At 69.9% G+C, this 12853-nt stretch carries 10 protein-coding genes; 4 read left to right on the forward strand and 6 right to left on the reverse strand.

All coding sequences use genetic code 11. The features are described from left to right. Positions 1-151: 151 nt before the first annotated feature. A complete protein-coding gene (locus QQM72_RS19925) occupies positions 152-1711 on the reverse strand; it encodes an MFS transporter (protein ID WP_314222216.1) in 1560 nt (519 codons plus the stop codon). Positions 1712-1773: 62 nt separating this feature from the next. On the opposite strand from QQM72_RS19925, the gene QQM72_RS19930 reads away from it, so the two are divergent. Then, entirely contained in the window at positions 1774-2793 is a 1020-nt protein-coding gene (locus QQM72_RS19930) for a helix-turn-helix transcriptional regulator (protein ID WP_314222217.1), read from the forward strand. Positions 2794-2984: 191 nt separating this feature from the next. Here QQM72_RS19930 and QQM72_RS19935 read toward each other — a convergent pair whose 3' ends face one another. Together QQM72_RS19935 and QQM72_RS19940 are read right to left on the reverse strand one after the other, a co-directional pair. Next, positions 2985-3899, reverse strand: a complete 915-nt coding sequence (locus QQM72_RS19935) for a TetR/AcrR family transcriptional regulator (RefSeq protein ID WP_314222218.1) — start codon at positions 3897-3899, stop codon at positions 2985-2987. 1023 nt (positions 3900-4922) lie between these two features. After that, the gene (locus QQM72_RS19940; RefSeq protein ID WP_054244055.1) at positions 4923-5921 is read right to left on the reverse strand and encodes a sigma-70 family RNA polymerase sigma factor; all 999 of its coding nucleotides are present in this window, start codon (positions 5919-5921) and stop codon (positions 4923-4925) included. 185 nt (positions 5922-6106) lie between these two features. Between QQM72_RS19940 and QQM72_RS19945 the strand changes: the two genes are divergently transcribed. After that, the gene (locus QQM72_RS19945; RefSeq protein ID WP_314222219.1) at positions 6107-6646 is read left to right on the forward strand and encodes a GNAT family N-acetyltransferase; all 540 of its coding nucleotides are present in this window, start codon (positions 6107-6109) and stop codon (positions 6644-6646) included. Positions 6647-6736: 90 nt separating this feature from the next. Here QQM72_RS19945 and QQM72_RS19950 read toward each other — a convergent pair whose 3' ends face one another. After that, on the reverse strand, positions 6737-7546 hold the full coding sequence (locus QQM72_RS19950; protein ID WP_314222220.1) for a dioxygenase family protein: 810 nt from the start codon (positions 7544-7546) through the stop codon (positions 6737-6739). A 397-nt stretch (positions 7547-7943) separates the two neighbouring features. Between QQM72_RS19950 and QQM72_RS19955 the strand changes: the two genes are divergently transcribed. Continuing rightward, complete coding sequence (locus QQM72_RS19955; RefSeq protein ID WP_314222221.1) at positions 7944-8453, forward strand: MarR family winged helix-turn-helix transcriptional regulator; 510 nt, start codon at positions 7944-7946, stop codon at positions 8451-8453. A gap of 13 nt (positions 8454-8466) precedes the next feature. Here QQM72_RS19955 and QQM72_RS19960 read toward each other — a convergent pair whose 3' ends face one another. Both QQM72_RS19960 and QQM72_RS19965 read right to left on the reverse strand, forming a co-directional pair. Beyond that, complete coding sequence (locus tag QQM72_RS19960; protein ID WP_314222222.1) at positions 8467-10005, reverse strand: MFS transporter; 1539 nt, start codon at positions 10003-10005, stop codon at positions 8467-8469. Positions 10006-10329: 324 nt separating this feature from the next. Continuing rightward, positions 10330-10977 carry a TetR/AcrR family transcriptional regulator gene (locus QQM72_RS19965; RefSeq protein ID WP_314222223.1) on the reverse strand — a complete coding sequence of 216 codons (648 nt, stop codon included), beginning with the start codon at positions 10975-10977 and terminating at the stop codon, positions 10330-10332. Between the two features lie 528 nt (positions 10978-11505). On the opposite strand from QQM72_RS19965, the gene QQM72_RS19970 reads away from it, so the two are divergent. Continuing rightward, entirely contained in the window at positions 11506-12831 is a 1326-nt protein-coding gene (locus QQM72_RS19970) for a M6 family metalloprotease domain-containing protein (RefSeq protein WP_314222224.1), read from the forward strand. Positions 12832-12853 lie beyond the last annotated feature (22 nt).

The following is a 12853-nucleotide window of genomic DNA, read 5'->3' on the forward strand; positions in this document are numbered from 1 at the left end:
TTCCTCGCCCTCGTCAGGACACGTCCAGGGGCCTGTCACCCCCCTGCGCCAAGGCACGCGCGCGTGGGGCCCGTCACCACCCCCGCGCCAGGACATGCGTGAGGGGCCCGTCACCACTCGGGTGACGGGCCCCTCACGCGGGAACGTCCGCTCAGGCGATGAGCTCGCGCTCCCGGTCCCCGGAGGGGGCCGCCTCCGGGGCGTCCTCGGCGCCGCCCTCCAGGTGCTGGGCAGGACGCTTGGGCAGGGCGAACATCAGCAGGAAGATCGCGAACATCACCAGGGCCACCCAGCCGAGGGCGTGCTCGAAGGCGTCCACGAAGGCGGGGCCGACCTCGTCCGGGGTCAGCCGGTCGCCGATCCGGCCGAAGAAGACGACGGCGACCAGACCGAGCCCGAGCGCGTTGCCCATCTGCTGGACGGTGTTGATCAGCCCGGACGCCGAGCCGGCGTGCTCGCGCGGCACGTCCGACAGCACCGCGTCCGTCAGCGGGGCCACGATCAGCCCCATGCCGACGCCCATCACGACCAGCGGAAGCGCCATCTGCCACGGGGCGATGCCGAGGCCGTAGTGCTCGGACTCCCAGATGTAGAGCAGTACGCCGATGGCCATGGTCAGGGCGCCCGTCTGCAGCACCCTGCGCCCGAAGCGCGGAACCAGCTTCTGCACGGACAGCCCGGCGGCCGTCGAGACGGCGAGCGAGAACGGGACCCCGGTCAGACCCGCCCGCAGCGGACTCCAGCCCAGGCCGGTCTGCATGTACAGCGTCCAGACCAGGAAGAACACGCCGAGACCGACCCCGAAGACGGTCTGCACGGCGACGCCCGCCGCGAAGCTGCGCACCCGGAAGAGGGAGAGCTCGATCAGCGGCGAGCCGTCCCGCGCGCCCTTGCGCCGCTCGTACGCGACCAGCGCCCCGAAGACACCGATCGAGCCGGCCATCGACACGTACCCCCACACCGGCCAGTCCAGCTCGCGGCCGCGGGTGAGCGGGTAGAGCAGCATGAGCAGGCCGAGGGTGACCAGGACGACGCCGACGAGGTCCAGCCTCAGCGCCTTCGGCGCCTTGGACTCCGTGATGAAGCGGCTGCCGAGGATCAGTCCCGCGATGCCGACCGGCAGGTTGATGAGGAAGATCGGCCGCCACTCCAGACCGAACAGGTTCCACTCCGTCAGCAGCGCGCCGAGCAGCGGCCCGGAGACGGCGCCCAGCCCGACGATCGCGCCGAAGAGTCCGAAGACCTTCCCCCGCTCGTGCGCCGGGAAGGTGGCGTGCACGATCGACAGCACCTGCGGCACCATCATCGCCGCCATGGCTCCCTGCAGGATGCGGGAGGCGACCAGCATCTCCGGGTTCGCGGCGAACCCGCACAGCGCGGAGGCGAGGGTGAAGCCGCCGATGCCGAGGAGGAAGAGCCGCTTGCGGCCGTGGATGTCACCGAGCCGGCCGCCGGTGATGAGCCCGGCGGCGAAGGCGAGCGCGTAACCGGCGGTGATCCACTGGATCTGGCTCCAGGAGGCGCCCGCGTCCTGCCGGATGGAAGGGATGGCGATGTTGACGATCGTGACGTCGACGAGGTCCATGAAGGCCGCGGTCATCACGATGGCGAGGGCGAGCCAGCGGCGTCGGTCACCCGGCGCCGCCTGGGCCGTTCGAGGGTCGGGCGAGGACTCGGGCGAGGTCTCGAGGGAGGTCTCCGTGGAGGTCATGGTGTGACAGTAGGACCGCACTAGGTCAGATCGTGTCCTAGTTCTGCGGCATCCTCGGATGCATGACGACGGACACTCCGGCTCGGCTGCTCCAGCTCCTCTCACTCCTCCAGACACCCCGCGAATGGCCCGGCGGCGAGCTCGCCGACCGGCTCGGGGTCTCCCGCCGCACGGTCCGACGGGACATCGACCGGCTGCGCGAGCTGGGATATCCGGTGCAGGCGACCCTGGGCTCGGACGGTGGGTACCGGCTGGTCGCGGGCAAGGCGATGCCACCGCTGGTCCTCGACGACGAGGAGGCGGTGGCGATCGCCGTCGGGTTGCGGGCGGGGGCGGGTCACGCGCTGGCGGGCGTCGACGAGGCGTCCGTACGGGCCCTGGCCAAGCTGGAGCAGGTGCTGCCGGCCCGGCTGCGCCACCGTGTCTCCACCCTCCAGACCGCGACCACACCGCTGACCAGCGGGGACGGCGCGAGCATCGCACCCGAGACGCTGACCGTCATCGCCTCGACGGTGGCGGGGCAGGAACGGCTGCGGTTCGCCTACCGCACGAAGGACGGCACGGAGTCGCGCCGTCTGACCGAGCCCTACCGGCTCGTGTCCACGGGCCTGCGGTGGTACCTCGTGGCGTACGACCTCGACCGCGACGACTGGCGGACCTTCCGGGTGGACCGGGTCGAGGCCCCGTTCGCGACCGGGGCCCGCTTCACGCCGCGCGAGCTGCCGACGGGGAGCGCGGCGGAATACCTGCGTCGATCCATCCAACTCCGCCCGGACGCCTACGAGTACGAACTCGACGTCACGTTCGAGGCACCGACGGAGTTCGTGACGACCCGCCTGCCGACTTGGCTGGGCACGCCGGTCGCCAACCCTGCCGCGGCGGCGGGCACCGCCGGCGGAAGCGGATGCCGGCTGCGGGGCACGACCAACCACCCTGTCGAGTGGGTGGCGATGCGACTCGCGACGCTGGGCTGCGAGTTCTCGGTCCAGGGACCGCCGGAACTGGTGCAGTGCGTAAGGGAGTTGGGCGGACGGTTGAGCCGATCGGCGAGTGCGGAGGGCAAGTCGGGTACGGAGGGCTAGACGAATACGGAAGGCGCGGAGGGCGCGGAGGGCACGGCAGGCACGGAGAGTACGGCAGGCACGGCAGGCACGGAGAGTACGGAGGGCACGGCAGGCACGGCAGGCACGGCAGGCACGGCAGGCACGGAGAGCACAGCAGGCGCAGAGAGCACGGCAGGCACAGAGGGCAAGGCAGGCACGGCGGGCGCGAGTTAGGGCTCGTCCGCCGGGCTCTCTTCCCACGCGAACCCGCGCAGCGCCCGCAGATTTCGCAACGCCAGCTCCGCCGGACCGTGCCGGCCGGTGGGAGGGGAGTCGGTCACCGCCCAGCTTTCCACCGCGACCCGAACCGCCGCCCCGGCCACCGCCGCGGTGAAGCGCTGAAAGGGCGAGGCAACGTTGTCGGGAGCCGGCGTGGGGGTGGATGTGGGGCTGGGTGCGGCCGCCGACGGGGGCGCGGGTGGGGGCGCTGAAGCGGGCGCGGGTGCGCCTGTGGGGGCTGAGGCAGGAGTGGAAGCCGAGGAGGGCTCCGGGGCGGAAGCATCGTCACCGACGGCGTCGGAAGCGACGTAGGAAGGGGCGCCGGAAGGAGGAGAAGAAGGGGGAGAGGAAGGGGAAATGGCCTCGGAAGTGCTCTCGGAAGCCGGTGCACGGGACGACGCCGCCGTCCGCTCCGCCAGTACCTGCGCGAGCGTCGCCTCCGAGGTGTGGCAGACCTCCGCCCAGACCTTGCCCAGGGCTGGGCTGGTTCCGGCCAGTCTGATCAGGGTGCGGACCCATTCCCAGGACGCCGCCGACACTCCACGGCCGGGGACGAGGGTGTACCGCACCGCGTGCTCCAGGGCCTCCGGCACGGTCAGTTCGGCCGGGGCCTCGCGTACCGCCTCCGCCCAGCGCTGTGCGCCCGCCGCGTAGAGCGGGGCTACGGCCTCCTCCTTGGTCGCGAAGTACCGGTAGAAGGTGCGCGGGGCGATGCCCGCGGCCAGGGCGATGTCCTCGGCACGGGTGGCCTTCAGGCCCCGGCTGACGAAGAGGCCTGCCGCCGCACGGGCGATCTCCATACGGGTCGCCGCTTTGCGCCGCTCGGTCAGCGAAGCCGAGGCGGGGTGGGAGGTCGAGCTGATCACTTCGGCAGGCTATGCCCATGTGGCACAATCTGCCATTCGGGCGGGCCACCCCGTGGTTCAGGTACGGGGTGCCCCGCCCTCCCCAGCGTGCCCGTCCCCCTGTCATATGCCCGGCGGGGTGTGTGCGTCCGCAATCCCCGCCCGGAGTGCGGGAGTCCGACAGGAAGTCGGACGGCTCAGGCAGGAAGAGGAGCCGGGCCCCGGCGCCTGGGGGGAGAGGCACCGAAGCCCGGCTCGGGGAAAGTCCCGGCGCCGGGGGGATGTGCGGCGGGACTTGGCTCATGTGCGGCGGAGATCTCGGGAAGGGCTGCGAGGTCCCGTCGGCTCGAACTCCTGTGCCGACTCGGACTCCCGTGCCCAGAAGTCTTGTTCCCGCGCTTCTCGTCATTGAAGCGGCGTTCCTCCGCCATGTTTGCGCGGCTCTTCACCACCCGGCGCACGCGGGCGGGAACCCGGCACCACCAGGCACCTCAAGCCCATTCGCCGCAACTCCGGGCCGTGACACGGGCGCCCATTCGGTCGCGCGCCTCGCGGCGACTCCGACTCGGCCCCCGCGCCAACGCGGCGAAAACGCCGGCTCCAGCCGCCAGGCAGTGCCTGCGCTCAACCACTCGACGCACTCGACGCACTCGGCGCACTCGGCGCACGCCAGTCGAACGACTCACGCGCCGCGCCTTTCGTCGGCCAACCCCCGCCCCCCGACTGGGGGTTGCCTCGATGCCCGCCGCCGTAGCCGACGGCCGTCCACCGACACCGACACCGACACCGAGGGCACCCTGCCGCCGCAAGCCCCAGGGGCTCGGCCGGCACACGGACGACGTCCCGCTCGCGTCCCGCTCAAGCACCGGCCCCCGGCATCGACCCCGGCCGACCAGCGATCAGCGATCAGCGACCAACCGCCGTCGACCATCGGCCCATCGGTCATCGGCCATCGGCCATCGGCCATCGGCCATCGGCAGGCCAGGGACCCACGCCGCCCGACGGAGCGTCACGCTCCGGTCGGCCGGCGGAGGTTCAGGCGCCTTACGCCGCTGCCTCGAAGCCCGTGTCGCGGGCCAGCTTCTTCAGTTCCAGCAGGGCGTGCTTCTCGATCTGGCGGATGCGTTCCCTCGTCAGACCGTGCTCCTTGCCGACCTCGGTCAGGGTGCGCTCGCGGCCGTCGTCGATGCCGTACCGCATCTTGATGATGGAAGCCGTGCGCGGCTCGAGACGGTCGATCAGACCGTCCAGCTCCTCGCTGCGCAGCAGGGTCATGACGGACTGCTCCGGAGAGACCGCGGACGTGTCCTCCAGCAGGTCGCCGAACTGGGTCTCACCCTGGTCGTCGACCGCCATGTTCAGCGAGACCGGGTCGCGGGCCCAGTCCAGGACGTCCGTGACACGCTCCGGCGTCGAGCCGAGTTCGGTCGCGATCTCGGCGGGCTCGGGATCGCGGCCGTTCTCGCGGTTGAACTCACGCTGGACCCGACGGATCCGGCCGAGCTCCTCCACCAGGTGGACGGGCAGGCGGATCGTGCGCGACTGGTCCGCTATCGAGCGGGTGATGGCCTGACGGATCCACCAGGTCGCGTACGTCGAGAACTTGAAGCCCTTGCGGTAGTCGAACTTCTCGACCGCTCGGACCAGACCGGCGTTGCCCTCCTGAATAAGGTCGAGGAGCGGGAGACCGCTGCGGGGGTAGCGGCGGGCCACCGCGACGACCAGGCGAAGGTTGGAGCGGATGAAGACATCCTTGGCCCGCTCGCTCTCGGCGACCAGGGTCTCGAGCTCTTCGCGCGTGGCGACGGACCGGGACTCCTCGTCTCCGTCGAGGACCTGCTGCGCGAAGACACCCGCCTCGATGATCTGTGACAACTCGACTTCCTTGGCGGCGTCGAGCAGAGGTGTGCGCGCGATTTCGTCGAGGTACATGCCGACCAGGTCGCGGTCGGCGATCTCGCCGCCATGGGCGCGAACACTGCGGGCCGCGTCGGTCGTCTCGCCGTTGGCGGACTTGCGACGGGCGACGGCACGGGTTGCCATGCGTGCTCCCTTGCGATGGAGGTTCAGCGGGTGGCCCTTCAGACACCAGGCACTCTCGGACTCGGACTCTCCTCGGGTGCCCTGCATCTGATGGAAACAACGACTGGAATCAGGACAGAATTCCCAACCCGCACCCCGATTTTTATGATCTTGCAGTACCCTGTCCGACCACGCGAGGAGGCGCGATGTTGTCGGAACGTACAGAGGTGCAGGTCAGGCCGGGAGTCGAGGGTGACCTCGAAGCCCTCACGAGCCTCTACAACCACTATGTACGTGAGACGGCCATCACATTCGACACCGTGGCGTTCACTCCGGAAGAGCGACGTCCTTGGCTGCTCTCCCACCCTGAAGACGGGCCGCACCGCCTGATGGTTGCCACGGAAGCGGACTCACAGGACGTCCAGGGGATCTCACAGGAAATCCTGGGTTACGCCACATCCAGCGCCTACCGGCCGAAGGCGGCCTACTCCACCTCCGTGGAGGTGACGGTCTACGTCGCTCCGCACGCCGGCCGGCGCGGCATCGGCACGCTCCTCTACAAGGCGCTCTTCGACGCGCTGGCCGGCGAGGACCTGCACCGCGCCTACGCGGGCATCGCGCAACCGAACGAAGCGTCCGCGCGGCTGCACGAACGCTTCGGTTTCCGGCACGTCGGCACGTACCGCGAGGTGGGCCGCAAGTTCGACCGCTACTGGGACGTGGCCTGGTACGAGAAGGAGCTCTGAACCCGGACGGGGCCCCGAGTCCCGGGGGCCGGGGCCGGGGCGCCCCAAGCCCCCGGGGGCCGGGGCCCCAGGGCGGCCCCGGCAGGATCGTCAGCCGAACTGTACGGAGCGCTTCGCCATCCCCATCCAGAACCCGTCGATCACGGACTTCTGCGCGTCCAGCTCGCCGGACATCTCCGCCGCGCCCATGGTCACGAAGAGCGGGGCGAAGTGCTCGGTGCGCGGGTGGGCGTAGCGGCCGGCCGGGGCCTTGTGGAGAAAGTCCAGCAGGCCGTCCCAGTCGCGGGTCTCCAGCGCACGCCGGCCCCAGTCGTCGAACTCCGAGGACCAGGTCGGCACTCCCCCGCCGGTGTGTCGCAGCGCGGCCAGGTTGTGGGTGAAGAAGCCGGAGCCGACGATCAGGACACCCTCGTCACGCAGCGGCGCGAGCTTTCGGCCGATCTCCATCAGCTTCACGGGATCGAGGGTCGGCATGGAGATCTGGAGGACCGGGATGTCGGCGGCCGGGAACATCTCGACGAGCGGCACGTAGGCGCCGTGGTCGAGGCCACGGTCGGGGATGTCCTGCACGGGGACGCCAGGGGCGCGCAGCAGCTTCCGTACGCTCTCGGCGAGCTCGGGTGCGCCGGGTGCGCCGTACTTCACCTGGTAGTAGTGCTCGGGGAAGCCCCAGAAGTCGTAGACCAGGGGGACCGGGTCGACGGCACCGAGGGCGAGGGGGGCCTCCTCCCAGTGGGCGGAGACCATCAGGATCGCCTTGGGGCGGGGCAGGTCGGCGGACCAGGCGGCGAGTTCGCCGGGCCAGATCGGGTCGTCCGCGAGGGGCGGAGCGCCATGGCTGAGGTAGAGCGCGGGCATGCGCTCCTGGGGGAGGGCACGCTCCTGAGGTGCGGCGGACATGGCGACTACTCCTTTCCTTCCGGGACCTCGGCCCCTGACTTCGACTGCATCCGGCTTCGGACGCTTCTGCCACCGAACACTCGTGACACCGACCACTTCCGGTACCGATAGCTTCCGGTATCGACCATTTCTGGTGCCGATTACCTCCGGTGCCGATTACCTCCGGTACCGATCACCTCCGGCACAGAACGCTTCCCGTTCCGAGGGCTCCCTGTTCCGAGGGCTCCCCGTTCCGAACGCTTCCGGTTCCGAACGATTCCGGTTCCGAACACCCATGGATCCGAGTGCCCGCCGCCGAGTGCTTCGTGACGCTTGATTGAAATCTAAAACGTCAACGTCGCTCAGCATATTCCCGATTGGTTTAAATTTCAAGGAGAAGACGTTTACAGTGGAGTACATGACGAAGGCACCCGCATCCGCTGACGAGCCCCAGTGGCTCACCGCCGAGGAACAGCGCATCTGGCGCTCCTACGTGCACGCCACGACCCTCCTCGAAGATCACATGGACCGCCAGCTCCAGCGTGAAGCGGGTATGCCGCACATCTACTACGGCCTCCTCGTCAAGCTCGCCGAGTCCACCCACCGGCGCCTGCGGATGACCGAACTCGCCAAGTACGCGAAGATCACCCGCTCCCGCCTCTCCCACGCCATCGCCCGGCTGGAGAAGAACGGCTGGGTGCGCCGCGAGGAGTGCGACTCCGACAAGCGCGGCCAGTTCGCCGTACTGACCGAGCAGGGCCTGGAGGTGCTGAAGCGCGCCGCGCCGGGCCATGTCGCCGTCGTACGCCACGCGGTGTTCGACCGGCTCAGCCCCGAACAGCTGAAGTCCCTCGGCGAGATCATGCAGATCGTCGCCGAGGGACTTCAGCCCGATGAAGCGGGTGCGGACCTGCCCTGGCTCCGCTAGTTGCCCGGCCGGGTCAGTGGACCATCACCGGCACCGCCGCGTCCTCGCCGTCCTCCGCACCCGAGCCCGCGACCGCGCCCATGTCCGGCTTGCCGGCGTTGACGAGGGTCAGGGCGATGGTGGCGGCGGCGACCAGGATGCCGACGGCGAACCAGATGGCGCTGGTGTAGCCGTGCACCATGCCCTCGAGCTGCACCAGCTGCTGCTGGGGCTTGGAGGTGGCGCCGGCGACGTGGTCCTTGATGTACGAGGTCGTCGCGGACGCGGCGATCGTGTTCAGCAGGGCGGTGCCGATCGCGCCGCCCACCTGCTGCGAGGTGTTGACCATCGCGGAGGCGACACCGGCGTCCCGCGGCTCGATGCCGTACGTGGCCAGGGACATGGCGGGCATGAACGCCGTACCCATACCGAGGCCGAGCAGCAGCATCGCCGGCATCAGCACGGCCGTGTACGAGGAGTCGATCTCCAGCCGGGTCAGCAGCAGCATGCCGAGGGCGGCGACGAGGAAGCCGGGACCCATCAGCAGACGCGGGGCGACCCGGGTCATCAGACGGGTGCCGATCTGGGTGGATCCGGTGATCATGCCCGCGATCATCGGAAGGAAGGCGAAACCGGTCTTGACCGGCGTGTAGCCCTTCACGATCTGCAGGTAGTAGGTCAGGAAGAGGAACAGACCGAACATCGAGATGATCGCGAGGCCGAGGGAGAGGTAGATCCCGCCGCGGTTGCGCTCGGTGATCACGCGCAGCGGCAGCAGCGGGGCCTTGACCTTCGACTCGACGATCACGAAGGCGGCCAGCAGCACGGCGGACGCGACGAACATGCCGATCGTCACGGAGTCGCTCCAGCCCTCGGACTCGGCGCGGGTGAAGCCGTAGACCAGGGAAACCAGGCCGAGGGTGGACAGGATGACGCCCGGGATGTCGAGAGCGGAGCGGTTGCGGCCGCCCTCGGGCTCACGGATGACGAAGTAGGCGCCGGCCGCGGCGATGATCGCGAACGGGATGTTCACGAAGAACGTCCAGCGCCAGTCCAGGTACTCGGTGAGAAAACCGCCGAGGATGAGACCGACGGCGCCGCCACCACCGGCGATCGCGCCGTAGATGCCGAAGGCCTTGGCGCGCTCCTTGGCGTCCGTGAACATCACGGCGAGCAGGGAGAGCGCGGCGGGCGCGAGCAGGGCGCCGAACGCGCCTTGCAGGGCGCGGGCACCGAACATCATCGCCTCGTTGGCGGCGGCGCCACCGAGCGCGGAAGCCGCGGCGAAGCCGCCCAGACCGACGACGAAGGCGCGCTTGCGGCCCCACAGGTCGGCTATGCGGCCGCCGAAGAGCAGCAGACCGCCGAATGCGAGGGCGTAGGCGGTGACGATCCACTGCCGGTTGCCGTCGGAGATGCCCAGGTCCAGCTGGGCGGAGGGCATCGCGATGTTCACGATGGTGGCGTCGAGGACGACCATCAGCTGGGCGAGGGCGATGAACGCCAGCGCTTTCCAGCGGTTGGCGTCCGGGCCACCCGTCTTACCGGGGGCCTTCAGGGCTGTTTCAGACATGGGAATACCCGCTTCGGGACTTCGTGACGGAAAAGAAGTGAGGTAAAGGGCGGCTCGTCGGCACTGACGGGCCGTTGCTCGATGGCGCGATGAGCGCGATGAGCGTGGTGGTCGTGCTGGCGTGGTGGTCGTGCTGGCGTGGTGGTCGTGATGGCTTGGTGGTCGTGATGGCTTGGTGGTCGTGGTGACTCGTGAGGTCCGGCGGCGCTCACCGAAGGTCACCGTCGGCAAGTGAGGGCGACCGAGGCCACCAGGATCACCAGGGACCGGGGATCACCGGTGAGGGTGATGACGACTGCTGCTGCGGTTCCGCGAACCGCTCGTTCAGGCCTGGCGCAGGTCCTCCATGGTCACGGCCGAACCCGGCAGGACCGACGGGGCAGGGGCCCGCAGTCCGTCCAGGAACACCTGAAGGTGGCGGTGGACGAAGCGGTCGGCGTTCAGGCAGCCGGTACCGGCCGGGGGTCGGCTGAGCTGGGCCACCGCGATCATCACGTCCCCCACGCCGACGTCGGGCCTGAGCTGCCCGGCCGCCTTCGCGCGGTCCATGACCTCCCCGATGATCCGCTCGACCCGTTCGCGCGCGCCTTCGAGGTCGGGGTGGTGCTCGTCGAAGGTGCTGGAGATCATCGGGCACAGCGCACTGAGCCGTTCCTCGGCGGAGGCGTGCACGAACCGTTCCAGCGCCCCGAACGCGTCGCTCTCGGCGAGGGCGACCTGTCCGGCCTGGACCATGCGGTCCAGCACCGAGCAGACGACCTCGCGCACCAGGGCGTCACGGTCGGGGAAGTTGCGGTACACCGTGGCATTGCCGACGCCGGCCCGGCGGGCGATCTCGTCGAGCGGCACATCGGCACCGAACTCGACGAACATCTCGCGGGCGGCGGTGACGATCCGCTCCCGGTTGCGCAGAGCGTCGGCACGGGGCCTGGCCACCTTGCGCACGGTGGGGGTAGCGGTCGCGGTCTGCACGGCGCACTCCTTCTGACGTTTCGGATGTTTCGGGTTCTGACGTTTCGGGTTCTGAGGTTTCGGGTTCTGCCGTACCGGAGGTTTCGAGACTCCGGACGATCCGGGGATCGACTCCCCGTTTCGTTCGGACACATGGCTAAACGGGGATGGCGTCCCCGGTTATTTCCCAAACCCGGAAGTTTCTTGATGTGACCTGGATCACATCTCGAACGGGGTGGCCTGGGCGGGCGACTCGGCCGGAGCCGGACGGCCGAGCAGGGCTGCGACCAGGGTTCCTCCAAGGCTGAGACCAGGAGCGCCTCCAGGCTTCCCCCGGGGGCTCTCCCGAGGCTCTCCCCGGGGGTTGACCCAGGCTTCTTCCAGGGGCGCGACCAGGGAATGCGTGCGCCCGAACGGGACCGTCAGAGCCATACCAGTCGGTAATCCACGATCGGTCTCCTCCAGCGCGCGCCCGCGTGGACCCCGTCGGAGGGTGATCGAAAGGGTGCAGCCGGTGACCGGTGGCTGCCTGGAGCGAAAGGCCCCTGCATGCAGCCGCAGCCCCTGCGCACCGCCCCGGCCCGCGCAGGCGAGCCACTCCGCCGTCGGATACGCCCGCGCCGCGTCGCCGCCCTCGCCTCCGTCTCCGTGCTGACGCTCGCGGTCAGCACGTCGGCCGGATCCGGACACCTCGCGCCGACGCCCGGCGCGACGACGGCCGGCGCGGGCCCCGTCTCCCTGGCCCGTTCCTCCGCCCTCGCTCCCTGCATGATCAACGGCCGCGCCACCGTCCAGATGTCCGAGGGCCTGCCCACGCCGGGCGGCTACTCCCGCTCCACCGGCACCGTCCGCGCCCTCACCCTGATGATCGACTTCTCCGACGCGCCCGGCCGGGGAAACGCGCTGAGCCGCTACCGCGAGTTCTTCCCGCAGACCGAGGAATGGTTCCGCACCGCGTCCTACGGCCGCCTCGACTACCGCGCCGAGACGCCGATCCGACGCTGGCTGCGCATGCCCAAGCCGTTCCGCGAGTACGGCATAGAGCGTGGCGCGCCCTTCGACCCCGGCTACCGCGAACTCGTCCAGGACATCGTGGCCTCCGCCGACCCGGCGGTGGACTTCCGCTCGTACGACCTCCTGAACGTGCTGGTCACCCCGAACGCGGGTCCCTCCGCCCTCGACACGGTCCTCTCGGTGACGTTCGCCGGCAATGCCGAGGCGCCGGTCGCCGACGGGGTCACCGTGGCGAACGCGTCCTTCGTCTACTCCCGCCAGGACGACGGCTCAGGCTCCTACGACCGCAACGGCTACCGTGTCCTCCCCCACGAGAACGGCCATGTCTTCGGCCTGCCCGACCTCTACACCCAGGAGGGCGGGGGCGCCGTCGGCCACTGGGACATCATGAGCGAGGACTGGGGCGCCAACAACGATCTGCTCGGCTGGCACAAGTGGAAACTGGGCTGGCTGGACGCCTCCCAGATCTCCTGCGCGACCGCACCGGGCACCACGGACTACCCCCTGACACCCCTGTCCCGCACGGCCGGCCCGAAGCTGGTCTTCGTCCCGCTCAGCGACCGCACCGGTTACGCCGTCGAACTGCGCGCCCGCAGCGGCAACGACGAGGCGGTGTGCCGCCCGGGCGTCCTCATCTACAAGGTCGACGCGGACGTGGACACCGGCATGGGCCCGGTCACGGTCTACGACTCCCACACCGACAGCGGCGGCTGCACCCGCAGCCCCAACGTCCACGCGGAACTCTCCGACGCCCCTTTCGCACCGGGCGAGACGTTCAAGGACCGCAAGAGAGGCATCCGCATCTCGGTGGTGGGAGCGGACCTGAAAGGGGACTACCGCGTACGGGTGAGCCGGGGGTAGTCGACCGCAGGGCCGCAAGGTG

Origin of the sequence: Streptomyces zaehneri (assembly GCF_032248645.1) — a bacterium.
In the GTDB taxonomy this organism is placed as follows: domain Bacteria; phylum Actinomycetota; class Actinomycetes; order Streptomycetales; family Streptomycetaceae; genus Streptomyces; species Streptomyces coriariae.

Coding starts and splice junctions, on each gene's coding strand:
- QQM72_RS19925 (WP_314222216.1), bottom strand. CDS start 1,711: ATGACCTCCACGGAGACCTCCCTCGAGACCTCGCCCGAGTCCTCGCCC.
- QQM72_RS19930 (WP_314222217.1), top strand. CDS start 1,774: ATGACGACGGACACTCCGGCTCGGCTGCTCCAGCTCCTCTCACTCCTC.
- QQM72_RS19940 (WP_054244055.1), bottom strand. CDS start 5,921: ATGGCAACCCGTGCCGTCGCCCGTCGCAAGTCCGCCAACGGCGAGACG.
- QQM72_RS19945 (WP_314222219.1), top strand. CDS start 6,107: ATGTTGTCGGAACGTACAGAGGTGCAGGTCAGGCCGGGAGTCGAGGGT.
- QQM72_RS19950 (WP_314222220.1), bottom strand. CDS start 7,546: ATGTCCGCCGCACCTCAGGAGCGTGCCCTCCCCCAGGAGCGCATGCCC.
- QQM72_RS19955 (WP_314222221.1), top strand. CDS start 7,944: ATGACGAAGGCACCCGCATCCGCTGACGAGCCCCAGTGGCTCACCGCC.
- QQM72_RS19960 (WP_314222222.1), bottom strand. CDS start 10,005: ATGTCTGAAACAGCCCTGAAGGCCCCCGGTAAGACGGGTGGCCCGGAC.
- QQM72_RS19970 (WP_314222224.1), top strand. CDS start 11,506: ATGCAGCCGCAGCCCCTGCGCACCGCCCCGGCCCGCGCAGGCGAGCCA.